Origin of the sequence: Plantactinospora sp. KLBMP9567 (assembly GCF_033446045.1) — a bacterium.
Taxonomy (GTDB): domain Bacteria; phylum Actinomycetota; class Actinomycetes; order Mycobacteriales; family Micromonosporaceae; genus Plantactinospora.
In genome coordinates, this window is the sequence record NZ_JAWQRR010000038.1 from 33,160 (window position 1) to 56,930 (window position 23,771).

The window sequence follows — 23,771 nt, forward strand, 5'->3', positions numbered from 1 at the left end:
CGCACCCCACCGCACCGATGGGCCGGCGGCGGGCGGGCGTTTCGGCCGGGGCGAACTCCACCCGGCCATCGTGCCCGAGGAGATGACCCGAAACGCCGCAAATACCCCGACTAGCGAGGCCGACTCCCGACTGCCACGACCCGGGGCCCCTCGGGCAGCCGGCATCGCCGGGCTGCATTGAGCTGCAACGAAAGGGACTTTCCGGGGCTTGTCCGGCGATAGGCTCGGCGGCGTGCGCCCCACCATCCAGGAGAATCCCCGGCTGCGCCCGGTGGCCGCCACCGACCGGGTCTGGACCGGCGTGACCACCACCGGCGACGGCCGGGTCTTCGTGAGCTTCCCGTCCGCCGACGGACCCGGGATCCAGGTCGGCGAGGTGGTCTCGGACGGCCGGATCATCCCCTATCCCGACGCGACCTGGAACGAGGTACGCGACGACCTCGATCCCGAGGGCGCCTTCGTACACGTGAACGGGCTGCGGATCGGGCCGGACGGCAACCTCTGGATCGTCGACTCCGGCAGCCCCGGCCCCGGCCTGCCGGCCGTACCCGGAGGTCCACGGCTGATAGTCGTGGAGTTGGACTCCGCGACGGTGGTCCGGAGCTACGACCTCGGCCCGGCGCTGCGACCGAACAGCTACGTCGACGACGTCCGGTTCAACGGCCGGATGGGCTACCTGACCGACGCCGGCGCCCCCGGGCTGATCGTGCTGGACCTGGCGACCGGAGCGTGCCGCCGGGTACTCGACGGGCACGCCAGCACCGTCGCGCGCCGCCCGCTACGGGCCGACGGGGAGATGCTCCGCGACGCGCACGGCCGGGAACTGCGGATCCACGCCGACCAGTTGGAGGTCTCGCCGGACGGGCGCTACCTCTACTACCAGCCCGCCTCCGGGCCGCTGCACCGGATCGAGACGCGCTGCCTCGACGACCCGGGAATCCCGCCGGAGGTCGTCGCCCGTCAGGTCGAGCCGTGGGTGGACACCCCGACCACCGGCGGCACCGCGATCGACGCGGCCGGGGTGATCTATCTGAGCGACGTGGACCGGCGACGCATCCTGGCGATCGACCTCGATCGCCGGATCGAGACCCTGGTCGCCGATCCCCGGCTGATCTGGGGCGACGCGCTCTGGCTCGACGGCACCGGCCAGCTCTGGATCCCGGCGGCTCAGCTCAACCGCACTCCGGGACTTGCCGGTGGCACCTCCAGCGTCGACTACCCGGTGTGGATCTACCGGATGCCGGTCGACGCGGTACCACCCGCGAACGACCACGCCTGATCCCGCGACCCGTACGGCGGGCCCGGCCCCCGGTACGGGTCGCGCTGACCCCCGTACGGCTGTCACACTGACCCCCGTCCGGCCGTCACCGTGACCCCCGTTCGGTGGTCGGGTCGTGCCGGGCGGTCCGACGGCCCCTCGGGTGGAGGCGGCCGGTAACCCACCTGCGATCTGGGACAAACCAGCCGTTATGCCTCTGCTATTGTTCGCCTTCGATACGTAGGGGTGCGGTCCGGTTCGGACGCGCTGCCGCGGCGGCGGAGCGACGGGAGGTCGGGCACACATGTCTGTCTCCCCCGCCACCGCCGGCTCCTCCCCGGTCGGACCCACCGGTCCGGTCGACCCGGCGCCGACCGTCACCGAGATGCCGGCGGCCAGCGCGCTGAGCTGGGTCTACACGCTCTTTCCGGCCCTGCTCCGGCTCACCTGCGGGATCGCCTGTGCGGTGCCGGCACTCGCGGTGCGTACCCCGCCGGTCTCCACCCCGCTGCTCGTCGTGGTGGTGAGCCTGCTGACCGTCTGGTCGGTGCTCTTCGCGGCCCTGGTGGTCCGGTGGCACCGGTCGGCGCCCGCGATGGCCGGCGACATCCTGCTCACCGTCGGCACCTGCCTGCTGATCCGGGACCTGGTCGCCGCCGAGGTACTGCCCGGCGAGGTGAGCTGGGTGGCGATCCAGGCCAGCACCTCGGTGATCGTCGCCCAGTTCATCCTGCCGGCCACCCGCTCGGTCCCGGCCGGGCTGCTGGTGGCCGCCGCGTACGGGATCGGCGCGCACCTGGCCGGCGACGACACCGAGGCAATCGGGCACACCATCACCCTCGCCGTGCAGACCGGCTCCGCGGCCGCCCTCGCCGGGGTGGCCCGGCGCAGCAGCCGGCTCGCCGACGCCGCCTTCGCGGCCTACCAGGAGACCGCCCGGGCCGCCCTGACCGCCCGGGCCGCCCGGGCCGCGGAGCGGCAACAGAACCGCGACCTGCACGACACCGTGCTCTCCACCCTCACCGTGGTCGGCCTCGGCGCGGTCACCGAGCGGTCGCCGCTGCTGCGCGAGCGGGCCGCCGCCGACCTGCGTACCCTGGCCGGCCTGGCCGGCGGCCCTCCGGCGGCCGGCATGGAGCCGGCCGGCGAGGTCCGGCTGATCGCCCTCGACGAGCGGCTGCGCACGCTGCTCGGCCGGCTGCCGGAGTTGCGGGCCAGCGCGGCGCTGGAGCCGTGCGCGGTGCCGGCCCCGGTCGCCGAGGCGGTCACCCACAGCACCGGCGAGGCACTGTCCAATGTGCTCCGGCACGCTCCCGGGGCCAGCGCCTCGGTGCGGCTGTGCCGCAGCGGCGACACCGTCGCGGTCGAGGTGGTCGACGACGGCCCCGGCTTCGACCCGGACGCGGTCCCCCGGCACCGGTACGGCCTGCGGGAGTCCGTGCACGGCCGGATGGCGACGGTCGGTGGCCGGGCCGAGATCTCGTCCGCGCCCGGTCGGGGTACCCGGATCCGGCTGGAGTGGTCGGATGTCCACTGACCTGGCCGGCGGTGCGGCGGGCACCGTCACCGCCACCGTCGAGCGGGGTCCCCGGATCGCGGCGGTGGTGATCGCGTTCGGCTGGCACCTCGCCATCAACCTGCCGGCGGTGCTCGGCAGTTGGCAGCAATACCGGCTGCCCTGGGTCGTCGGCGCCGGCTGGCTGGTCTTCAGCACGGTGGGTGTGATCGCCGCGGTCAACCTGCTGCGCGGCGCGCCCTCGCCGACCCGGCCGCTGGTCGGGGTACTGCTCCTGGTCGACGTGGCTGTCTTCGCCTGCGTACCGGGGTCACTGGTCTTCGACTCCGCCAACTTCGGCTGGGCGACCCTGGGCTGGTTCGTCGTACTCCTGCTCTGGGGTCGGCGGATCCCGGCCCTGGTCGCGGTGCTGGCGGTCGGCGCGGCGATCGCCCTGGCCGGGGTACTCGCGCTGCGCGGCGGCGGCGCCGCGGACCTGAGCCGGTACGCGATGGCCGTCTACGGCAACGCGACGCTGCCGATCGCGATGATGATCGCGGTCAACCTGCTCGGCACCCTTGCCGGCAGCACCGCCCGGGCCGCGGCGGCCCGGACGGCGATCGAGACCGAGCGGGCCGTCGCCGGCCGGATGCACCAGACCCGCCGGGACCGGCTCGCCGCGCTGGACCGGACCGCCGGGGCCATCCTGACCGACCTCGCCCAGGGGCGGGCCGATCCGGCGGATCCGGCCGTGCAGCGCCGCTGCGCCCTTGAGGCGTCCCGGCTGCGCCGGCTGATCGCCGAGTCGGACGACGTGCCGGATCCGCTGCTGCACGAGTTGCGCGCCTGTGTCGACGTGGTGGAACGCAACGGCCTGCCGGTCGACTTCGTGGCCGTCGGCACGCTGCCACCGCTGCCGGTGGAGATCCGCCGGCAGCTCGCCGAACCGCTGACCACGACCCTGGCCGCCGCGACCCGGTGGGCCCGGCTGACCGTGGTCGGCCAGCCCGACGAGGTCGTGGTGAGCCTGACCACACCCGGCACGTCGATGATCACATCTGAGCCAGCCGGCCCCGGTGACACCATCGGGAGGGCCGGCGACGACCTCCCCGGCGGCGAGGTCGAGTACGTCTACGAGGAGAACGAGGAACTGGTATGGGTGCAGACCCGGTGGCGGGCGGCGTGACCCCGGAAGGATCGCGGATCACGGTCGCGATCGTCGACGACCACCCGGTGGTCATCGAGGGGATCCGCTCGTGGCTGGCCGCCGAGCCACGGTTGGCGGTGGTGGCGACCGGTGAGGACCCGGACCGGGTACTCGCCGCCGACCAGCCGCCGGCCGACGTGATCCTGCTCGACCTGCGGCTGCGCGGCCGGATGGCGATCGACAAGGTGGCCGAGTTGAGCGGCGCCGGCCGCCGGGTGGTGGTCTACTCCGAACACAGCGACTCCGACACCATCCTGGCCGTACTGGACGCCGGCGCGGTCGCCTTCCTGGCCAAGCAGGAGGGCCGGGAGCACTGTGTGGACACCGTGCTGGCGGCGGCGAGCGACCGGCCGTACGTGCCGCCGGCGCTGGCCGGTGCGATCGTCGGTGACCGGCGTACCGGCCGGCCCGTGCTGTCCGACAAGGAACGCGAGGCGCTGCTGCTCTGGTTCCAGTCGATGTCGAAGGCGTCGGTGGCGCGCCGGATGAACATCAGCGAGCACACCGTCAAGCAGTACGTGGACCGGGCTCGGATCAAGTACGCCCGGGCGGGCCGGCCGGCCGCGACCAAGGCCGCACTGCTGGCCCGGGCCATCGAGGACGGCCTCGTCCGGGCCGACGAGATCGGCAACTGACCGGCCGGGTCCGCTCGCCGCACCCTGGCCGCCCCGACCGCTCGCCGCACCCTGGCCGCCCCGACCGCTCGCCGCACTGGAGCGGCAGTTTCCGGCTCCCCGCCCTGATTCTCCGGCCGCCGCAGGGGCCGTAGATCCAATGTCCGCCGCCCAACGGCCGTGCACGGGTCAGCCGAGCGTCCGACCCCCCAACAACCGTCGTGACAGCGGATCGGAAGTCCGCCAGCCTAGGAGGTACGACGTCCCGTACCCGGGAGGCCCTCCCCCATGACCGAGAACGCGTCCCCGTTCTTCATCCGGCCGCACCGCTTCGACGATCCGGACCAGGACGACACCTACTTCCCCCGGCTCGACTGGCACCGCCGGCTGGTGCTGGACACCGACGAGCGGGTGTTGTGGCGCGACCGGGTCGAGGTCGCCGGATACCTGCTCGCCCCCGGCACCGGGCCGGACGAGCTGGCCTGGTCGCTGCCCCGGCCGGCCGAGGTGACCGTCACCGACCGGCGGCTGACGTACGTCTGCGTGGACTGCCATATTGGACCGGCGCCCGGGTTCCAGGCCGATCCGCGGCACCGGCGCCGGACCGGACCGCTCAGCAGTCGGGTGGTGACCGGGCAGATCCGCTGGCAGTGGCCTGCCGGGCTCCGTATCCTCTCCTCCGGCACCGGTCTGGACGCCGATCCGGACGCCATCACCGAGCGCCTGCTCGTGGTCTGCGACGCGGTACGTGCGAGCGGCCGGCCGGCGCTCGCCCTCTCCGGCGGCCCGCTCGACTCGCCGCAGAGCGTACGGCGGTTGGCCACCGTGATCCGGCGGGCGGTGGCCAGGTTCCGGCTCGCCAACCCGGCCATGGTGGAACTGGCTCCGCCGGAGTGGGACGCGCTGCTCGCCCGCGCCGGGCTGGCGCTGCACGCCGACGCCCTCGCCGATCCCCGGCGCGGCGTCGACCTGCCCGGCTCGCTGCCGGTCGAGTTCGCGCACCGGGACGACTACTACCGTCGCTCGCTGCGCCGCCGGAACGCGCCGGCGCCGAGCCGGAGTTCCGCCCCGCCGACCGGAAACTCGTCGACACCGGGCGCGGGTTCGCCGGCGCCCGGTCGGAACCTGCCGCTGTCGGGCCGGAACTCGGGGGCACCGGGCCGGTTGCCCGGGGTCCCGCCGGCCCGCTGGTCGGAACGGCAGCCGGGCTCCGCCTCCTGACCGGACCGGTCGGGCGGCCCAACGCCCCCGCAACCGAACAGATCGACCCACAGCGGCAGGTGTCGCCCGGGCATCGGGCGGGTACCCGTGACGCCGAGGTCGACAGGAGGCGGACATGGGCAACGCGGCCGACCGGTCGAACGGGTACGGTGGGCGCCCCAGCCAGCTACTGGACCGTCTCCCCTGGTTGGTGCGCTGGGCGGTGCTGGCCAGCGCCTGCCTGCTCGTCATCACCGCCGGGGCGTACGTCCTGGCGCAGATCGCCACCCGACTCGCACCGCTGAGCATCGCACTCGCGGCCACCCTGTTCCTGGCCGCGTTGCTCGATCCGGTGGCGAGCCGGCTGCGGCGGCACCGCTTCCCGCCCGCGCTGGCCGCGCTGACCGCCGTACTGCTGCTGCTGGGGCTGCTCGGCGGCGCCGTACTGCTGATCTGGCGGCTGACCGCCGACCAGTTCTCCGACCTGGCCAAGCAGCTCGACCAGGGGCTGGAGCGTACCCGGAACTTCCTCACCGGCGCGTTGCCGATCAGCGAGCAGCAGCTCGACAAGTGGACCCGGCAGGCCATGACCGGGATCCAGAAGTCGGCGCCCGACCCGGTCAGCGGTGCGGCCACCGTGGCCGAGGCGGTCGGCGGCCTGCTGTTGGTCCTGGTGCTGCTGTTCTTCCTGTTGAAGGATGGCCGCGCGATGTGGCGGTGGATGCTGGACCGGGTAGCCGAGCGGTCCCGGGCCCGGACGGCCGCGGCCGGTCGGGCCGGCTGGCACACGTTGGGCGCGTACACCCGGGGCACGATGATGATCGCCGCGATCGACGCGATCGGCATCGGGACCGCCCTGGTGATCCTCCGCGTTCCGCTGGCGCTGCCGCTGGCGGTGATCACGTTCCTCGGCGGCTTCGTACCGATCATCGGCGCCACCGTCGCCGGGAGCGTCGCGGTACTCGTCGCGCTGGCCGCGAAGGGGCCGACCACCGCGCTACTGGTGCTGGCGGCGGTGATCGCCGTACAGCAGACGGAGGGGAACCTGCTCGAACCGCTGATCATGAAGCGGCAGGTACGACTGCATCCGGTGGTGGTGCTGCTGGTGGTCACCGCCGGCACACTGCTCGGCGGCATCGTCGGCGCCTTCGTCGCGGTGCCGATCGCCGCCGTGCTCTACAACGTGGTCAACACCGTGGCGACGGACCGGCGGGCCCGGGCCGGCAACAACGACCGAAGTGAGGGCGACGACCCGGACGCGTCGGGTGACGAGGAGGACGCGGCAGGCTCGACGGGCTCGACGCCCGGTGACGCTGGCCGGGACCGGTCGGAGAGCTGATCCGATTCCTTCGCCGCAGATGGTCCTGGCTGGGGCGGGGCGGCCGGGCGGTCCCGGTCGGGAGATCCCGGTGCGGAGACTGTCGAGCTGGGTGCACAGCCGGGACACGGTCCCGGCTCGCCGACCGGCGGGCGGCGCAGCTCGACGGCCGGGAACGACAACCCGACGGGGCACCGATCGGCGGGCGGGGCAGCTCGACGAGGGGCACCGATCGGCAAGCGGGGCAGCTCGACGAGGGGCACCGATCGGCGGGCGGGGCAGCTCGACGGCGAGTGGGCGCACAGGCGGGGCAGCTCGACAGTGTGCGCAGCCGGTTGTCCTTGCCCGGACAGTCGGACAGACCCGACGTCGTGCCGCGCGGTTACGGCGCGCCGAGCCGGCTGTGCAGTTCGGCGCCGTCCAGGTCGGCGAGATAGACCGGGGTACCGGGCTGGTGCCGGCGCCCCTCGGCCAGCCGGCCGGCGTCCACCGGCTCGTACCCGACCTGCTCGATCAAGTCGGAGACCTGCCGTTTCGCGCCGACGTCGTCGCCGGAGACCGGAATGCCGTAACGGCGCTGCGCCGACGACTGCCGCCCGTACTCGCGCAGGTGGTCCCAGCGCATCGTGTTGAACGCCTTCACCACGTGCGCGTCCGACAGGTGCCGCTGGAGCAGCTCGCTGGAGGTGGTCCGGTCCTGGTCGAGCTCGGGCAGGTGGCCGTCCCGCTCCGGGTAGTAGTTTCCGGTGTCGATCACCGTCTTGCCGCTCATCGGCTCGGCGGGCAGTTCGGCGTACCGGCCGACGGGTACCGAGACCACCACCAGGTCGCCGAACCGGGCCGCCTCTGCCACGGTCGCCGGATGCACCCGCTCGCCCAGCTCGTCGGCGAGCCCACGGAGCGTGTCGGGCCCGCGTGAGTTGGCCACCGCCAGCTCGTGGCCCGCCTTGGTGAACAACCGGGCCAGGGTGCCACCGACGTGCCCGGTGCCCACGATGCCGATCCGCACGGTCCTCCCCCTTCCACCGCCTGGGCGGGGCTACCCGACCGGCCACCCGGCAAACGCCCGTTCCCGCGCCCGGACCGGCGGGCATGGGCCGGCCAGGCCGCCCGAGGGAGGGGGCAGATGACGATCAAGCCGAGGTCGGAGTTGGGGGAGGGCCGGCGGCGGGCCAGGGATAAACCGTCCCGCCCCGCCACCGGGCCGTTACTACGCGGCGCTGTAGGTCAGGCAGCGGTCCAACTGGACGCTGTCGTCGTGGCTCCAGTACTCGACGATCCGGTCGCCGTCGACCCGCAGGATGTCGACGCCGGAGCAGGCCACGATGATCCGGTGCGGACAGAGGCCGCCCGGGTCGTCGCCGGCCCGGGTGAGCTGCCAGCGACCGGCGATCAGGTCAGGCCCGATGATCGGGCCGACCTCGACGGTGAGCCGCGCGTCCGGGCAGCCGGCGTGCCGGCCGGAGACCCAGGCCAGCAGCGCCTGGCGGCCCCGGACCTGCTCCGGCGACCCGCCGGGCACCGGCAGGTGGGCGAGAACCGTGGGCGCGAGGATCTCCTCGACGAGCGACCGGTCGCCGTTGCGCAGCGCCATCCAGTTCTGCCAGAGCATCGGCCGGGAGTCGACGGGGACCGCGGCCGAGCTGTGGTTGGTGTTGATGGTCATCGCGAGAGTCCTCCCGTGGGCGGTGATCCGGCCCGGTCCGCCGATCGCGTCGGCGGCACCGCGCCGGCCTCGTCACCCACCATTCTCGGCGCTGGTCAGGACAGCATCCTGTCCGCTTTTCTCGACGAATCCGCTCGTCCGGGCAGTTGCAGCCGGGTCGCCGGCACGTCCAGCCCACCCTGCCAGGCGGGCTCGATCGACCGGGGCGGCGCGGTCTCGTTGGTCGGCGCCGCGCGGCGCATCCGGTCCAGCCGGAACCCGCGCACCTCCTGCCGCAGCCGGCACCAACCGACCAGATACCACTGCCGGCCGGCGCCGAGCAGCTCCACCGGCTCGATCAGCCGGTGCGAGGTGGCACCGTTGCGGTCCACGTATTCGATCGCCAGCACGGTGCGGCTGAGCAACGCGTCACCGGCGGTCCGGAGCACCTGGCGGGCGGGCACCCCCGCCGGCTCCAGCTCCGCCAGCCTGATCCGGCCGGCCAGCTCGGCCACCGCCTCCACACCGGAGGGTGGCATCACCGCAAGGATCTTGTGCAGCACCGAGCGCGCCGCGTCGAGGAACGGGGTGTCGGCCATCGTCTCCAGCGCGACGGCGGCGGCGATCGCCTCGCGCGGGGTGATGTTCACCGGCGGCAGGGTGTAGGCCCGGTCCAGCACGTAGCCGCCGCCCCGGCCCAACTCGGGGTAGATGGGCACGCCGGACTCCTGTAGGGCGCCGATGTCCCGCCTGATCGTGCGCGCGTCGACCTCGAATCGGTCGGCGAGCCAGCGTGCGCTGCGCGGTCGGGGTGCGACCGCGCGCAACTCCTCCACCAGGGCATAAAGCCGATCGGTACGGTTCACCTGCCAAAACTACCGGTCCGGTACGACGTTTCCGGCGGCTCGCGCACCGGCCGGGCCGGTCAGGAGCCGCCGCTCACCGACCTGGGCGGCGGGTCAGGGGCCGCTGGTCACCAGCCCGGGCGCGTCGGCCAACCGCAGTACGATGCCGGCCAGCGCCGGAGTGCGGGTGTCCCGGGGATCGCTGAGGATGCCGGCCCAGAACCGCGCGTCCCGGGCCGCGTCCCGGTCGCCGGTCTCGTCGTACGCCCGGGCCAGCATGTTCAGCGTGGCCGCCTGGGCCGAGGGCATGCTCATCTCCTCGAACGTCCGGGCGCAGCGGCGCAGTACCCCGACCGCCGCGCCGGCCCGCCCCTCGCCGATCCAGCTCACCGCCAGGTCCCGGGCCAGGCCAGTGGCCCAGGGCCGGTCACCCAACTGCACCGCCAGGTCGTGGCTCTGCTGGAGCCGGTGCACCGCCTCGTCCCGGCGGCCGAGGCAGACCGCCGCCGAGGCGAGGTGCCGCAGGGCGGCCAGCAGCACGTACCGGTCGTTGACCGTACGCAGCAGCGCCACGGCCCGCTGGGCGGCGGCGTACGCCAGCGCCGGCTCGTCGCGGAGCAACCGGGTCACCGCGAGCGCGTTCAGGCACCGGGCGGTGACGATCTCGGCGGCACCCAGCTCGTCGGCCTCGGCCACCGCCGCCTCGTCCACCGCCAGCGCCTCGTCCAGCCGCCCCAGCCCCCGGTACGCGGCGGAGAGCACCGGCGCGGCCAGCAGGGCTCCCAGCGGGTCCTCCTCGGCCCGGAACAGCGCCACCGCCCGCTCGGCGGTCGACGCGGCGTCCTCGGCGCGGTTCTGGTAGTCGTAGAGCACCGCCTCGTCGCTGAGCAGGCAGGCCAGGCCGTGCCGGTCGGCGAGCCGCTCGTACCGGTCCCGACCGTCGCGCAGCCGCTCGGCCGCGCCCGCCAGGTCACCCCGGGCCAGTTGGAGCAGGCCGATGACGAAGTCGGTGCGGGCGATCGTCCGGTCGTCGCCGATCCGCTCGGCGGCCTGCCCGGCCAGCCGTTGCACCGCCTGGAGTTCCGTCCAGTGCCCGTGCACCCAGCAGAACGGGGCGAGCCGCTCGGCGAGGTCGATCGCGGCCCGCTCGGCGCCGCACTCCATGGCGAGTCCGAGCAGGCCGGTGAGGAAGTCGAGTTCGGCGCTGAACCAGCCCAGCGGATCGGCGGCGATCCGCTCGGTGGCGCGCGGCGGGCGTACCCGATCGGCCGGTTCCGCCAGGCGGGCCCAGGTCAGGGTCCGGGGCAGCCGGCGAGCGGCGCTGCCGGCGAGCGCGGCGGCGGCCGCCACCAGCCGGCGCTGCGCCTCCGCCCGCCGCCCCGGCTGCCCAGCCGGGGCGGCGGGGGAACTCGTCGGGGCGCCCACCCCGCCGGCGCTCCCCGCTGTCGGAAGTGGACGGCTGGTGGCGGCCGCGAGTTCCTCGGCGTAGACCCGGAGCAGGTCGTGCAGGCGGTAGCGCGGTTCGCCGCCGTCGGCCGGCCGGGTCACCTCCAGCAGGCTCGCCTCGACCAGCTCGTCGAGTACCCGGTCGGCGTCGGCGCTGTCCAGCAGCTCGGCCACCGCCCACGCCGCGAAGCTGACCGGGCCGAGCGAGCCGAGCAGGCCGAACGCCTCCCGGGTCGGCGGGGAGAGCGCCTGCACGCTCAGCGCCAGGCTGGCCCGGACCTGGAGATCTCCGGCGGCCAGTTCGTCGAGGCGCTGCCGCTCGTCGTCGAGCCGGTCGGCGAGGATCGCCAGTGGCCACGACCGGGTGGCGAGCCGGGTACCCGCGATCCTGACCGCCAGCGGCAGGTTGCCGCAGGCGGCGGCGATCCGGGCCGCCTGGCCGGGCTCCTCCGCCACCCGCTCCGGGCCCACCACGTCGGCCAGCAGCGCCCGGGCCTCGTCGTCGGTGAGCGGACCGACCGGCAGATGCCGGGCGTCGATCAGCCCGCTGAGCCGGCGCCGGCTGGTGGTCAGCACGGCGCTGCCGGGGGTACCCGGAAGCAGCGGCCGGACCTGGGCGGCGGTGGCGGCGTCGTCGAGCACGACCAGCACCCGCCGGTCCGCGAGCCGGGCCCGGTAGGCGGCGGCCAGCGCGGAGAGGTTCTGCGGCAACGCCGAGCCGGGCACGCCCAGCACCCGGAGCAGGTCGGCCAGGACCGCGGCCGGATCGCGGGGTGCGGCCGAGGCACCGGCCAGGTGTACGAAGAGCTGCCCGTCCGGAAACCGGTCGCGGATCCGATGTGCCACCGTCACCGCCAGCGCGCTCTTGCCCACGCCCGGCTGGCCGGAGACCGCCACCACCGGCACCCCGCCGGCCGCCGAGTCCAGCATCCGCTCGATCCGGTCGATGCTGCCGGCCCGGCCGACGAATCCCGGCAGGGCCGGCGGAAGCTGGCAGACCGGGAACGGCGACCGGGGCGCAACCTCCGGCCGGTTGCCGAACCGGCCCACCGACGGCTCCTCGCCGCGCAGGATCGCCTGGTGCAGCCGGCGCAGTTCGGGACCGGGCTCGACGCCCAGCTCGGTGACGAAGGTCTCCCGGGCCCGCTGGTACGCGGCCAGCGCGTCAGCCCGGCGCCCAGCGCGGTAGAGCGCCACCATCAACTGGCCGTACGGCCGCTCCCGCATCGGATGCTCGGTCACCAGCCGGTGCAGTTCGGCGAGGACGGTGGCGAGGTCGCCGTCGGCGCCGAGGTCGGCGTCGACGCAGTCCTCCTGCGCGCCGACCCGTTCGAGTTCCCACTGTGCGAGTTCGGGCTCCAGCGTCGGCACCGTCAGGTCGGCCAGGGGGCGCCCCCGCCACTGCCGCAGCCCGCGCCGGAACCGGTCGGCCGCCAGCACCGGATCGCCCGCGGCCAGTGCCGCCCGGCCGGTGGCGACCTCCCGCCGGAACACCAGTACGTCGACGTCGTCGGTCTCCACCCGCAGCAGGTAGCCGTCGCTGCGGTGCTCGATGCTCAGGCCGGGCAGCCGCTCCCGCAGGCGCGAGACGTAGGTTTGCAGGTTGGAGGCGTACGAGGCCGGTGGGCGGTCACCCCAGAGCGTCTCCACCAGCCGGTCGACGGTGACGAGTTGGCCGGCGCCGACCAGCAGCGCGCCCAGCACGGTGCGCTGGTGCCGGCTACGCAGCACCACCTCGGCGCCGGAGTCCGTGCAGACTCGCAGCGGCCCGAGCACCCCGAACTTCACTCGCCGTCTCCTGAGAACCGCAGGCAAATCACGGACATGAAACCGTACTACGGTGTCTGCCCAGGATGTGGCGGTGTACCGGGGCGGTGCCCGCGTGGCGTGTGGCAATCGTGTGGCAGTTGTGTGGCGAGCATCCCCAAGCTGCTAGAGGCCCGCGGGGGGCGGGCCGGTCACGGGGGTCGGCGTTCGGGGGGACTCGGGTGCGGGGAAATGTCCCTGACACCGGATCGAGCGCCGGGCACCCGACCATCCGATGTGTCCCGTGCCCACCCGGCGCCGGTTCGGCCCGTGACGGTCGGGCCGTCCCCGCCGCTGGTCCTACGGAGCGCCTTCGGTGCCCGGCCACCGGCCTCGGCCGGCCGCGACCACGCAGTCTTCTTCGAGAGGCAACCATGTCCACATATCCACCACCGGGCTACGGTCCTGGTGAGCCGTCCCACGACCCGCGATACTCCGGCCAGCCCGGCGGGTACGGCGGTCCGGCGGGCGGCGGTTCCGGCTACCCACCGCCCTCCTCGGGTTCCTACCCACCGCCCTCCTCGGGTTCCTACCCGCCGCCCGCGTCGTCCGGCCCGTACCCGCAGGCGCCGGAGTCGTACCCGCAGGCGTCCGGGTACCCGTCGTCGGGCGCGGACCCGTCGGCACCCTCCTCGCCGGCCGGACCGGCTCCGCAGTTCGGTACGCCGGTCCCGCCGAAGAAGAGCAAGGCGCCGCTGGTCGTCGGCATCGTCCTCGGCGTCGTGCTGCTCTGCTGCGGCGGCAGTACCGCGGCGTACCTCTGGGCCGGCGACGACGGGGCCGACCCGTCGAACGTCGCCGCCAGCGACGAGACCCCGAGCCCGAAGCCGAGCACGAAGACGACGCCGCCGAGGGGCAAGGCCTCGCCGACTCCTGAGGAGGAGTCGATCGAGGGCAACCTCGACCAGTTCAAGAAGGGCGACTGCCTCACCATCGACGAGGCGACCGACGAGGTCGAGGAGGCGAGTTGCGGCGCCAGGGGCGCGCTCAAGGTGCTGCTGCGCAAGGACGGCACCATCAGCGAGTCCGCCTGCGAGTCCACCGACTACACGCAGTACCTCTACCAGGACGGCACGATCGGCACGCTCCAGGACTTCATCCTGTGCGTCGGTCCGGCCCGCTGACGGCGACGCCACGCGTGAGCCGCCCCCTCGCGGCCCGTGAGGGGGCGGGCCGGCAGGGGTGAGCGGCTGCGGTCGGCCGCCCGGGGCGGTGGATCGACGAAAGTCGACCAACGGGGGGTGGGGGGGGGGGGGGGGGGGGGCCCGCCCCCGGGGGGGGGGGGGGGGGGGGGGGGGGGGCGCCGCCCCGCCCCCCCCCACGGTCGCTTCCTTAGCCCCCAACCAAGCGATTCTTAAGACTGAACTAAGCGGGCCGTCCGGACTGGTTTCCGACACCGCCAACCGGTACATATTCTTCGTGACTCGTCGTCGGGATGTCGAAACGGCCGAGCCGCTCACCGAATGGGTGACCGGCCTGCTACCCCGGGTGCCGTCCGAGGACCCCTACGACCGGCCACCCCGGGGGCGGGAGCGCGAACCGTACGACGAGTTCGAGCGCTACGCCCCGGCCGAGCCGACGCGTGCGGAGGGTGGCTGGTCGAACCCGTCACGTGGCCGCGAGCCGGCTCCGGCGCGTGGCCGCGAGCCCTGGTCGTACGCCGAGGAGGCACCCGCGCACCGGCCCAACCCGATCAGCGGAGCGGCGGAGGCGGCCCGGCACCGGGAGACCGCCGAGGTCGAGCCCTACGACCGCAGTGGCCGGCTTTTCTTCCACATCGTCTTCTGGTCGGCGCTGGCCACCAGCGTCGAGCTGTGGTGGCTGAACACCCCGGCCGGGTCGATCCGGACCACCGCCGACATCCTGATCGCCGGTGGCCGGCTCACCGGCATGGTCGGCGGGTTCCTGCTGCTCGCCCAGGTGCTGCTGATGAGCCGGGTGCGCTGGCTGGAACGCTGGATCGGCGCGCACTCGCTGCTGATCTGGCACCGGGAGCTGGGCGCCTTCCTGCTGCTCGCCATCCTGGCGCACGCCGGACTGATCGCGGTCGGCTACAGCAAGCTCACCAACACCCCGATCGTCGAGGGCACCTGGACACTGCTGAGCACGTACGAGGACATGATCAGCGCGACGGTGGCCACCGGCATCCTGGTCGGCATCGCGCTGCTCGCCATCCGGGCGATCCGCCGGATGATGAACTACGAACTCTGGTACTACCTGCACCTGAGCACCTACCTGGTGCTGCTGTTCAGCTACGGCCACCAGTTCGCCACCGGCCAGGAGCTGTCCAAGCCCGGCTTCGGGCAGTACTTCTGGGCCGGGCTCTACGTCTTCGTCGTCGCCTGTGTCCTCTGGGGACGGATCATCTCCCCGATCGCGTTCAACCTGCGGCACCGGCTGCGGGTCGAGGACGTGGTGCCGGAGGCGTTCGAGATGGTGTCGATCTACATTTCCGGCAACCGCCTCGACGAGCTGGACGCCCGGGCCGGGCAGTACTTCCGGTGGCGGTTCCTCACCAAGGGCTGCTGGTGGCAGGCGCACCCGTTCTCGCTCTCGGCCGCGCCGAACGAGCAGTGGCTGCGGCTGACCGTCAAGGTGGTCGGTGACCACACCGAGTCACTGCAATACCTGGAGCCGGGTACCCGGATCTTCGCCGAGGGACCGTCCGGGGTCTTCACCGCCGACCGGGCGATCCGGCCCCGGGCCCTGCTGATCGCCGGTGGCAGCGGCATCGCGCCGATCCGGGCGCTGCTGGAGGACCTGCCCGAGCAGACGGTGGTGATCTACCGCTCCCGCAGCGAGGAGGAGCTGCTCTTCCGCGACGAGCTGGACTTCCTGGCCCGGTCCCGCAACGCCCAGGTCTGGTACGTCATCGGTTCCCGCGAGGACCCGGCACCCCGACACCTGTTCACCGCCAAGGGCATGCGCGAGCTGGTGCCGGACGTACGGCGCCGGGACGTCTACCTCTGCGGGCCGCCCGGGCTGGTCGACGTCTCGATGCGGACGATGCGCAAGCTCCGGGTGCCGCGCCGGCAGATCCACCTCGACCCGTTCGAATTCTGATCCCCCGCACACCACCCCCTACGGAGGTACATCCCGTGCGTCGCGCCGCCTTCGCCGTCCTCGGTACCGCCATCGGCGCCAGCCTGCTGATCGGTGCCAAGCTCGGCACCTCGACCGACGACCCCGGCACCCAGGTGGCGCTGGAGGAGGAGACCGGCGACGCGGCCGCGAGCCCGACGCCGTCCGGCAAGGCTCCGGCCGGGAAGAAGACCACCGCGCCGCCGGCCAGGAAGCCCCCGGCCAAGGCCCCGGCGGGCGGGCTGAAGGACGGTACCTTCGTCGGTGCGACCGCCAACTACGACTACGGCGCCATCAAGGTGACCATCACGGTCGCCGGCGGCAAGGTCACCGACGCCGACGCGACCTATCCCGACGAGGACCCGACCAGCGCCGGGATCAACGAGAACGCGATCCCGAAGCTGCGCCAGCAGACGCTCGCCGCCACCAGCGCCAGCAAGGTGAACACGGTCTCCGGGGCGAGCCTCACCAGCGCGGCGTACAAGGCGTCGCTCCAGTCCGCGCTCGACAAGGCGAAGGCCTGAGTCCGATGGGTACCGCGGGGCTGCGCCGGGTCGAGCAGATCATGGGTACGCCGATCAGTGTGCAGCTCACCGACCCGCTGCCGCCCCAGCGCCTGGCGGCGCTGGCCGAGCAGACGTTCGACTGGTTCCGCGAGGTGGACGAGCGGTTCAGCACCTACAAGGAGCAGAGCGAGGTCAACCGGTTCGACCGGGGCGAACTGTCTGTCCAGGACTGTTCTGCTGACCTGCGGCTGGTGGTCGAGGCCTGCGCCGACCTGTGGCGGGAGACCGACGGCTACTTCGACGCGTACGCGACCGGCCGGTTCGACCCGTCCGGCTACGTCAAGGGCTGGTCGGTGCAGGTGGCCTCGGACCGGCTGCTGGCGGCCGGCTGCCGTTCACACTGGATCAACGCGGGCGGGGACATCCGAGCCCGGGGCGGGCCGCGACCCGGCGAGCAGTGGCGGATCGGCATCCGGCACCCGTGGCAGCAGGACAAGATCTGCTGGGTGCTCGGCGGCGACGACTTCGCGATCGCCACCTCCGGCACGTACGAGCGCGGTTTCCACGTGATCGACCCGTACCGGGGTGCCCCGGCCACCGACCTGACCTCGGTCACCGTGGTCGGCACCGACCTCGGCCGCACCGACGCCTACGCGACCGCCGGGGTGGCGATGGGGCAGGCCGGGCTGCGCTGGCTGGCCGACCTGCCGGACCACGAGGTCGGCATCGTCACCTCCGACGAGCTGTGCTACCGCACCGACGGGTTCCCGGTGCTGCCCACCGAGCCGGCCCAGCGGCCCGCCACGACCCGCTCCGAGCTGCCCGGCCAGCCCGCACCCCGGCTGGGCTGACCGGCCGCGGCTCAGACGTGCCCGGTGGCCCCGCCCGCCGGCATCGAGGAACTGTCCAGCGGGGAGTTGCCGAGGAAACGGGACCAGGTGCCGCCGTCGAGCAGTCCGCCGTCCCGGACGAACCGGCGCACCGCCGGCAGCAGCCCTGCGGTGCCGTACAGCGCCATCGCCAGCCCCGGTTCGAGTCCGGCGGGGTGCGCGGCCGGAACGCCGTCCGGGCCGACCGGAAGGGGATGCCGGCGCCGGGCGTCGCGCAGCGTACGTCCGCCGGAGAGGGTACGGCGGGGCAGGAACCAGCCGGCCGTCCCGACGAACGCCAACACCACCAGCAGGCCGGCTCCGACGCCGAGCAGGTCGACCGCGACCAGCCGGGCGACCACCATCGGCAGCACGAGCACCAGCATGGCCGGCAACAGCAACCGGCGCCAGGCCGGGCGGAGCAGTCCCAGCCCGATCAGGCCCTCCCGCTGCTCGGCCAGGGCCTGCCGGACAAGCCGCTGGTTGGCCACCTCACGGGGTGACATCGAGCCGTACAGCGCACCGAACAGGGCACGTTCCAGCGGTTCCGCGTACGCCGGCATGCTGCCGGTCCGGCTGAGTCCGCCGGGTCGGGCGGCCGTCACACCGCCCCGGCCGTGCAGCATCACCAGTGCGGTCTGGACGGCACCCCAGGCGCCACCGGTGAGATAGCCGAGGTCCGTCGTGCTCAAGTCGCGGGACAACGCCGTCATCCTTAGAGTATGGAGAACCCGCGCACGTCCGTCCCGGGCTGTCCGGTCGAGCCACGGCCGGGCGGGGCGGTCAGCCGGGCAGGTGGCCGGTGAACCACTCCGCCGCCTCCCGGGCCACCTGGTCCAGGGCGCCGGGCTCCTCGAACAGGTGGGTGGCGCCGGGCACCACCCGCAGCTCCGCCCCGGCGTCGAGGTCGGCCAGCGCCTGGTCGTTGAGCCGCAGCACCTCGTCGTCGAGCCCACCGACCAGCAGAAGCGTCTCGGCGCGTACCCGGGGCAGGTCGGCGCCGGCCAGGTCCGGGCGACCGCCGCGGGAGACGACCGCGTACACCCGGTCGGGGCGCTGCGCGGCGGCCGAGAGCGCGGCGGCGGCGCCGGTGCTGGCCCCGAAGAGTCCGATCGGGAGCCGCCCGGCCGGTTCGCCGGTCGCCAGCCAGTCGACGATGCCGATGAGCCGGCCGGTGAGCAGGCCGATGTCGAAACGCAACTCCCCGGTCCGGTCGTCGAGCGCCTCCTCGTCCCGGGTCAGCAGGTCGACCAGCACGGTGGCCAGGGCGCGACGGTTCAGCGCCTCGGCCACCATCCGGTTGCGCGGGCTGTGCCGGGAACTGCCGCTGCCGTGTGCGAACAGGACGATCCCGCGTGCGTCGGCGGGGACGACCAGGTCGCCGGTCAGTCGTACGTCTCCGGCCGGAATCGTGGTCTCGGTGGTCCGGGTGTCCATTCGACTGCCTCCCATGCCTCTTCCCGGCGGAGAGTCGCGGGTGTGGCGCCGACCGCCGTCCTGTCGGTCTTACCCGGCGGCGCCGGGCTCAACCACACGCCGCCAGCCGCCCGGGGCCCGGGTTTGCCGGTACGCAGTCGGGGAAGGCCGGAACGTCCGACCAGGCACCGGGACGGCCGACGTGCCGACCGGCAGACGAACGTGAGGGACGCTATGGCCCGCCAGAAATCCGGCAAGGCGAAGTCCGGCTCGGCCCGCACCGACGAGCCGGGGCAGCAGAATCCCGACCGGAGCGAATGGGCAGACGAGGCTGCCAAGGCGAGGTCGCTCGACGATCCGCGCCGCACGCCGCCGCGTGACGCGGTGGGCATGCCGTCCAGCGGTGAGCGGTACTCGGAGGATCCACGCGACCGCTAGGAGGTCGTACCGGCGCGACTCATGATCGGTGGCCGGGGTGAATTTTCCACGGCGGATCATCCCGGAATTCCCGAGGTCGGCCCGGTTGGTCCGGTAGGCTGACCCCGGTTTCGCCCGGTGGCGCACCCCTCCGCGCCGGCGTGACCGCCGCCGAATCACCAACGAGGTGAGCCGGGGACCCAGGTAGGTGGGGTGAGTCCGCAACCGCGGTAGGGACTTGTTCCGTCCCGAACCCGTCAGCTAACTCGGTAGGCGGGCGACGGAGGGACATGCATGACGGGATCCACACGTCGGCGGTTACCGCTGGCCCTGGCCCTGCTCGCCACGTTCGGCGCGCTCGCCGGAGCAGCACTCCGGCCCGGCGTTGCGGAGGCGAACAGCCCCGCCGTTCTCGGCGACGAAGGCGACACGCCGCTCCTGCGCGACGTGCTCGAATCGACCGGCCGAGGTTACCTACAGGCCAAGAACGCGCTGGCCAACACCCAGGCTCGGCAGGCGAAGATCGCCGCCGAGCTAGGCCGGGTGGAGGGACGGATCGCCGAGCTGCGCCCCCGGGTGGAGCAGGTGGCCCGGACGGCGTACCAGACCGGCCGGATCGGCCCGGTGCTGGTGCTGCTGCACAGCGGCTCGGCGGAGGAACTCCTGGAGCGCGCCCGCGGCCTGGAGGTGGTGGCCCTGCGGGACAACGACGCGCTGCGTGCGCTGGGTCAGGCCCGGGAGCGGGCCACCCGGGCGAAACAGGCACTGGACGCCGAGGTGGTCGAGGAGCGCCGGCAGCTCGCCATCATGCTGCGGCAGAAGCAGGCCGCCGAGCGGGCGCTGGCCCAGGTCGGCGGCGCCTCCACCGGAGGCTTCGTCAATGCCCGCTCACCGGTGGCCCGGTCCGCGCCACGTGCTGCCGACGGCTCCTGGCCGCCGCAGTCGTGCAGCCGGCCCGACCCGACCACCACGGGCTGCGTCACCCCGCGCACCCTGCACGCCTTCAACGAGGCGCGCCGGGCCGGCTTCACCCGGTTCACCGGGTGCTACCGCTCCGGCGGCCCCTACGAGCACCCGAAGGGCCGGGCCTGCGACTTCTCCGCCGAGGCGGGCGGCTTCCGGGGTGCCGCCACGGGCGCCAACCGGACCTACGGCAACAACCTCGCCGCGTTCTTCGTCCGCAACGCCGACCGGATCGGTGTGCTGTACGTGATCTGGTACCGGCAGATCTGGTTGCCGACGACCGGTTGGAAGTCGTACAGCGGTGCGCACGGCGACCCGTCCAGCGACCACACCAACCACGTACACCTGTCGCTGGTCTAGGGGTGCCGATCAGATCTTGACGACTTCTTGCGGTGGGGGCGGCAAGAAGTCGTCAAGATCTCCGGCTTGCCGGCCGGTGGTCAGGTCGGCTCGCCTTCGGGGGCACGACGGGCGGGGGCCCGACCGGCCGGCTGGGCCGGTTGCGGGCCCACCGGGCGGGCCGGCGGGATCGGCCGGGTCACCGACTCCAGGCAGGTGATCCGGACCTTCTCGCCATGGTGCAGCAGCTCCAGTGCGTCGTCCGGCTCGCCGTCACGCAGCGCGTACGTCGCCTCGCGCGGCCGGACGTCGACCCGCAGATGCACGCCCCGATAGCGGAGCGAGAACTCCAACCGGTCGATCCGGCTCGGCAGCCGGGGTGTGAAGGAGAGCGTCGCGGTGTGGTCGCGCATCCCCCCGAACCCGGCCACCAGGGCGATCCAGGCCCCGGCCAGCGAGGCGACGTGCACGCCGTCCCGGGTGTTCTGGTTGAGGTCGTGCAGGTCCATCAGGGCCGCCTCGCCCAGATAGTCGTGCGCGAGTTCGAGGTGCCCGGTCTCGGCGGCCAGCACCGCCTGGGTGCAGGCCGACAGCGACGAGTCGCGGACCGTACGCCGCTCGTAGTAGGCGAAGTTGGCCGCCTTCTCCTCGTCGCTGAACGCGTCGCCGCGCCAGTGCATCGCCAGCACCAGGTCGGCCTGCTTGATCACCTGCTTCCGGTACAGGTCGAAGTAGGGATAGTTGAGCAGCAGCGGGTACTGCTCCGGCGGCGTGTTCGCGAAGTCCCACTCCTGGTGGCGGGTGAAGCCCTCCACCTGCGGATGCACGCCCAGCTCCGGGTCGTACGGGATGTGCATGTCGTGCGCGGCGTCCCGCCAGGCCGCCGTCTCCTCGTCGTCGACGCCCAGCTTCCAGGCCTCCTCGCCGTGCCGGGCGGCAGCGTCGGCGGCGGCCAGCAGGTTCCGCTGGGCCATCAGGTTGGTGTAGACGTTGTCGTTCTTCACCGCCGTGTACTCGTCCGGCCCGGTCACCCCGTCCAGGTGGAACCGGCCGTCCCGGTCGTGGTGCCCGAGCGAGCGCCAGAGCCGGGCGGTCTCCACCAGCAGTTCCAGCCCGATCTCGCGCTCGAACTGCTCGTCGTCGGTCGCCTGCACGTACCGGCGTACCGCGTCCGCGATGTCGGCCGCGATGTGGAACCCGGCGGTGCCGGCCGGCCAGTACGCCGAGGTCTCCTGGCCCCGGATGGTCCGCCACGGGAACGCGGCGCCATGCAGCCCCAGCGTCCGGGCCCGCTCCTGGGCCAGGTGCAGGGTGGAGTGCCGCCAGCGCAGCGCGGAGGCGACCGCCGACGGCAGGGTGTAGGTCAGCACCGGCAGCACGAAGGTCTCGGTGTCCCAGAACGCGTGCCCGTCGTAGCCCGGCCCGGTCAGCCCCTTGGCGGCGATCGGCCGCAGTTCGGCCCGGGCGCCGGCCTGGAGCACGTGGAAGAGTCCGAACCGGACCGCCTGCTGTACCTCCGGGTCGCCCTCGACCCGCACGTCGGAGTCGTCCCAGAAGGTGTCGAGATAGCCGCGCTGCTCGGTGCAGAGCCCGTCCCAGCCGGAGAACTTCGCGCCGGCCAGCGCCGCCGCCACCTGGTCGCGCAGTGCCGGGCGGGACCGGCGGCTCGACCAGCCGTACGCGACGAACTTGACCAGCCGGAGCTGCTCACCCGGCTTGATCACCGAGGTGACGGTGGTCCGGGCCCAGTCCTCGTACGCCTCGGTGCCGACCAGCTTGCGTTCCGGTCCGTGCACCTCGTGGCTCATCGAGACGGCCACCCGCAGCCCGCTCGCCTTGGTGCGGTGGATCAGCAGCGCCCCGTCGCCGTGCACCAACTGCTCCTCGGACTGCAGCGGCGACTCCAGCACCGCCGCCACCCGGGGATCCCGGCTCTGCGCCGGCAACTGCTCGTTGGCGACCAGTTCGGACTGGATGATCAGCCGCATCGGGCCGTCGACCGGCTCCACCCGGTATTCGATCGCCGCCACCGAGCGCTGGGTGAACGAGACCAGCCGGGTCGAGCAGATCCGCACCGTACGCCCGGCCGGGGAGCGCCACTCGACCGACCGTTGCAGGGTGCCGCCGCGCAGGTCGAGCACCCGCTCGTGGCTGAGCAGTTCGCCGTACCGGACGTCGAAGGGCTCGTCGTCGACGAGCAGCCGGATCGGCTTGCCGTTGGTGACGTTGACGATCGTCTGGCCGGACTCGGGGAAGCCGTAGCCCGCCTCCGCGTACGGCAGCGGCCGCAGCTCGTAGAAGGAGTTCAGGTACGTCCCCGGCAGGCCGTGCGGCTCGCCCTCGTCCAGGTTGCCGCGCAGCCCGATGTGCCCGTTCGAGAGCGCGAACACCGACTCGGACTGGGCCAGCACGTCCAGGTCGAGCCGGGTCTCCCGGACGTGCCACGGCTCGACGGGATAGGCCCGTTCCCGGATCATCGGCGCCTCCTCGCAGTCACCGGACCACCTCTGGCCCGGCGTCCGCCGTTCCGGCACCGCCGAGGCCGGCGTCCGTCGGATCGGCCCGTCCCGGCCGGGTCTGTCCGCCGGGAAGTAGTTCGGAGAGGTCGCGCACCACGATGTCGGCGCCGTGTTCGCGTAACGCGTCGGCCTGGCCGACCCGGTCGACCCCGACCACCAGGCCGAAGTTGCCGGCCCGGCCCGCCGCCACCCCGGCCAGCGCGTCCTCGAAGACCGCAGCCTCGTCGGGGCGGACCCCGAGCAGTTCGGCGCCGGCCAGGAAGGTGTCCGGATGGGGCTTGCCGCGCAGCCCGTGCTGCCGGGCGACGACGCCGTCCACCCGGGCCTCGATCAGCGGTTCGAGGCCGGCCGCCGCGACCACGTCCCCGGCGTTGGCACTGGCCGAGACGACGGCGCGGCGCAGCCCGGCGGCCCGCGCGGCGTGCAGGTAGTCCACGGATCCCTGGTACGCCAGCACACCGTCCTCGTGGATCCGCTGGAGCAGGACGACATTCTTGCGGTTGCCGACCCCGTTGACAGTGTCGACGGTCGGTGGGTCGCCCGGCTCGCCCTCCGGCAGGGTGATCTGCCGGGAGGCGAGGAACGTCCGTACCCCGTCGGCCCGGGGACGGCCGTCGACGTACCGGTTGTAGTCGTCGCCGGGGTCGTACGGCCGGAACGGCTCGCCGGTGGCCTCGGACCACCGCCGGAGGAACTCGTCGAAGGTCTCCGCCCAGGCCGCGTTGTGCACCCGGGCGGTCTGGGTCAGCACCCCGTCGAGGTCGAAGAGACAGGCGGTCACGTGCGCGGGTAGGCCCAACACGCCTAACAACCTAACCGGGAAGGCA

Annotated in this window: 19 protein-coding genes, 1 pseudogene and 1 riboswitch; of the genes and pseudogenes, 12 read left to right on the forward strand and 8 right to left on the reverse strand. The window is 73.5% G+C overall.

Features of this window, described 5'->3' with window-relative positions:
• The first annotated feature begins 232 nt into the window (after positions 1-232).
• The 6 genes from R6Y94_RS27490 (at position 233) to R6Y94_RS27515 (ending at position 7,113) form a co-directional block, all read left to right on the forward strand.
• Positions 233-1,279 (forward strand): SMP-30/gluconolactonase/LRE family protein, encoded by a 1,047-nt coding sequence (locus R6Y94_RS27490; protein ID WP_318398752.1) that lies wholly within the window; start codon positions 233-235, stop codon positions 1,277-1,279.
• Positions 1,280-1,562: 283 nt separating this feature from the next.
• Positions 1,563-2,795: a sensor histidine kinase gene (locus R6Y94_RS27495; protein WP_318398753.1), complete on the forward strand. Its 1,233-nt coding sequence runs from the start codon at positions 1,563-1,565 to the stop codon at positions 2,793-2,795.
• Positions 2,785-3,939: a hypothetical protein gene (locus R6Y94_RS27500; RefSeq protein ID WP_318398754.1), complete on the forward strand. Its 1,155-nt coding sequence runs from the start codon at positions 2,785-2,787 to the stop codon at positions 3,937-3,939. Before R6Y94_RS27495 ends, R6Y94_RS27500 begins: the two co-directional genes overlap by 11 nt.
• Positions 3,909-4,595: a response regulator transcription factor gene (locus R6Y94_RS27505; RefSeq protein ID WP_318398755.1), complete on the forward strand. Its 687-nt coding sequence runs from the start codon at positions 3,909-3,911 to the stop codon at positions 4,593-4,595. Before R6Y94_RS27500 ends, R6Y94_RS27505 begins: the two co-directional genes overlap by 31 nt.
• Positions 4,596-4,862: 267 nt before the next feature.
• Positions 4,863-5,795: a hypothetical protein gene (locus tag R6Y94_RS27510; protein WP_318398756.1), complete on the forward strand. Its 933-nt coding sequence runs from the start codon at positions 4,863-4,865 to the stop codon at positions 5,793-5,795.
• Between the two features lie 115 nt (positions 5,796-5,910).
• A complete protein-coding gene (locus R6Y94_RS27515; protein ID WP_318398757.1) occupies positions 5,911-7,113 on the forward strand; it encodes an AI-2E family transporter in 1,203 nt (400 codons plus the stop codon).
• A gap of 361 nt (positions 7,114-7,474) precedes the next feature.
• Here R6Y94_RS27515 and R6Y94_RS27520 read toward each other — a convergent pair whose 3' ends face one another.
• From R6Y94_RS27520 to R6Y94_RS27535, 4 genes are all read right to left on the reverse strand, one after another.
• Positions 7,475-8,101 carry an NADPH-dependent F420 reductase gene (locus R6Y94_RS27520; RefSeq protein ID WP_318398758.1) on the reverse strand — a complete coding sequence of 209 codons (627 nt, stop codon included), beginning with the start codon at positions 8,099-8,101 and terminating at the stop codon, positions 7,475-7,477.
• A 201-nt stretch (positions 8,102-8,302) separates the two neighbouring features.
• Positions 8,303-8,758: an ester cyclase gene (locus R6Y94_RS27525; protein ID WP_318398759.1), complete on the reverse strand. Its 456-nt coding sequence runs from the start codon at positions 8,756-8,758 to the stop codon at positions 8,303-8,305.
• A gap of 95 nt (positions 8,759-8,853) precedes the next feature.
• Positions 8,854-9,603: a YafY family protein gene (locus tag R6Y94_RS27530; protein WP_318398760.1), complete on the reverse strand. Its 750-nt coding sequence runs from the start codon at positions 9,601-9,603 to the stop codon at positions 8,854-8,856.
• Positions 9,604-9,696: 93 nt separating this feature from the next.
• On the reverse strand, positions 9,697-12,816 hold the full coding sequence (locus R6Y94_RS27535) for an AfsR/SARP family transcriptional regulator (protein ID WP_318398761.1): 3,120 nt from the start codon (positions 12,814-12,816) through the stop codon (positions 9,697-9,699).
• 392 nt (positions 12,817-13,208) lie between these two features.
• Between R6Y94_RS27535 and R6Y94_RS27540 the strand changes: the two genes are divergently transcribed.
• The 4 genes from R6Y94_RS27540 to R6Y94_RS27555 all read left to right on the forward strand — a co-directional run bounded on the left by R6Y94_RS27540 (position 13,209) and on the right by R6Y94_RS27555 (position 17,272).
• Complete coding sequence (locus R6Y94_RS27540; protein WP_318398762.1) at positions 13,209-13,958, forward strand: hypothetical protein; 750 nt, start codon at positions 13,209-13,211, stop codon at positions 13,956-13,958.
• 295 nt (positions 13,959-14,253) lie between these two features.
• Complete coding sequence (locus R6Y94_RS27545) at positions 14,254-15,897, forward strand: ferredoxin reductase family protein (RefSeq protein ID WP_318398763.1); 1,644 nt, start codon at positions 14,254-14,256, stop codon at positions 15,895-15,897.
• A 35-nt stretch (positions 15,898-15,932) separates the two neighbouring features.
• Positions 15,933-16,439 carry an FMN-binding protein gene (locus R6Y94_RS27550; RefSeq protein WP_318398764.1) on the forward strand — a complete coding sequence of 169 codons (507 nt, stop codon included), beginning with the start codon at positions 15,933-15,935 and terminating at the stop codon, positions 16,437-16,439.
• 41 nt (positions 16,440-16,480) lie between these two features.
• Positions 16,481-17,272 carry an FAD:protein FMN transferase gene (locus tag R6Y94_RS27555; protein WP_318398892.1) on the forward strand — a complete coding sequence of 264 codons (792 nt, stop codon included), beginning with the start codon at positions 16,481-16,483 and terminating at the stop codon, positions 17,270-17,272.
• 11 nt (positions 17,273-17,283) lie between these two features.
• Here R6Y94_RS27555 and R6Y94_RS27560 read toward each other — a convergent pair.
• Both R6Y94_RS27560 and R6Y94_RS27565 read right to left on the reverse strand, forming a co-directional pair.
• Positions 17,284-18,033 (reverse strand): annotated as a pseudogene (locus R6Y94_RS27560) (TIGR04222 domain-containing membrane protein); the annotation flags it as partial.
• Between the two features lie 40 nt (positions 18,034-18,073).
• On the reverse strand, positions 18,074-18,727 hold the full coding sequence (locus R6Y94_RS27565; RefSeq protein ID WP_318398765.1) for a hydrolase: 654 nt from the start codon (positions 18,725-18,727) through the stop codon (positions 18,074-18,076).
• A gap of 213 nt (positions 18,728-18,940) precedes the next feature.
• Here R6Y94_RS27565 and R6Y94_RS27570 point away from each other — a divergent pair, with 213 nt between their 5' ends.
• Both R6Y94_RS27570 and R6Y94_RS27575 read left to right on the forward strand, forming a co-directional pair.
• On the forward strand, positions 18,941-19,144 hold the full coding sequence (locus R6Y94_RS27570) for a hypothetical protein (protein ID WP_318398766.1): 204 nt from the start codon (positions 18,941-18,943) through the stop codon (positions 19,142-19,144).
• A gap of 138 nt (positions 19,145-19,282) precedes the next feature.
• Positions 19,283-19,415, forward strand: a riboswitch (cyclic di-AMP (ydaO/yuaA leader).
• Between the two features lie 2 nt (positions 19,416-19,417).
• Entirely contained in the window at positions 19,418-20,446 is a 1,029-nt protein-coding gene (locus tag R6Y94_RS27575; protein ID WP_318398767.1) for a hypothetical protein, read from the forward strand.
• Positions 20,447-20,526: 80 nt separating this feature from the next.
• Here the strand turns inward: R6Y94_RS27575 and R6Y94_RS27580 are convergent, their stop codons facing one another.
• Positions 20,527-22,902, reverse strand: coding sequence for a glycoside hydrolase family 65 protein (locus R6Y94_RS27580; protein ID WP_318398768.1), 2,376 nt, complete (start codon positions 22,900-22,902; stop codon positions 20,527-20,529).
• 16 nt (positions 22,903-22,918) lie between these two features.
• Positions 22,919-23,746, reverse strand: coding sequence for a beta-phosphoglucomutase family hydrolase (locus R6Y94_RS27585; RefSeq protein ID WP_318398769.1), 828 nt, complete (start codon positions 23,744-23,746; stop codon positions 22,919-22,921).
• Between the last annotated feature and the right edge of the window lie 25 nt (positions 23,747-23,771).

Coding starts and splice junctions, on each gene's coding strand:
- R6Y94_RS27495 (WP_318398753.1), top strand. CDS start 1,563: ATGTCTGTCTCCCCCGCCACCGCCGGCTCCTCCCCGGTCGGACCCACC.
- R6Y94_RS27500 (WP_318398754.1), top strand. CDS start 2,785: ATGTCCACTGACCTGGCCGGCGGTGCGGCGGGCACCGTCACCGCCACC.
- R6Y94_RS27505 (WP_318398755.1), top strand. CDS start 3,909: ATGGGTGCAGACCCGGTGGCGGGCGGCGTGACCCCGGAAGGATCGCGG.
- R6Y94_RS27510 (WP_318398756.1), top strand. CDS start 4,863: ATGACCGAGAACGCGTCCCCGTTCTTCATCCGGCCGCACCGCTTCGAC.
- R6Y94_RS27515 (WP_318398757.1), top strand. CDS start 5,911: ATGGGCAACGCGGCCGACCGGTCGAACGGGTACGGTGGGCGCCCCAGC.
- R6Y94_RS27525 (WP_318398759.1), bottom strand. CDS start 8,758: ATGACCATCAACACCAACCACAGCTCGGCCGCGGTCCCCGTCGACTCC.
- R6Y94_RS27540 (WP_318398762.1), top strand. CDS start 13,209: ATGTCCACATATCCACCACCGGGCTACGGTCCTGGTGAGCCGTCCCAC.
- R6Y94_RS27555 (WP_318398892.1), top strand. CDS start 16,481: ATGGGTACGCCGATCAGTGTGCAGCTCACCGACCCGCTGCCGCCCCAG.
- R6Y94_RS27565 (WP_318398765.1), bottom strand. CDS start 18,727: ATGGACACCCGGACCACCGAGACCACGATTCCGGCCGGAGACGTACGA.
- R6Y94_RS27570 (WP_318398766.1), top strand. CDS start 18,941: ATGGCCCGCCAGAAATCCGGCAAGGCGAAGTCCGGCTCGGCCCGCACC.
- R6Y94_RS27575 (WP_318398767.1), top strand. CDS start 19,418: ATGACGGGATCCACACGTCGGCGGTTACCGCTGGCCCTGGCCCTGCTC.
- R6Y94_RS27580 (WP_318398768.1), bottom strand. CDS start 22,902: ATGATCCGGGAACGGGCCTATCCCGTCGAGCCGTGGCACGTCCGGGAG.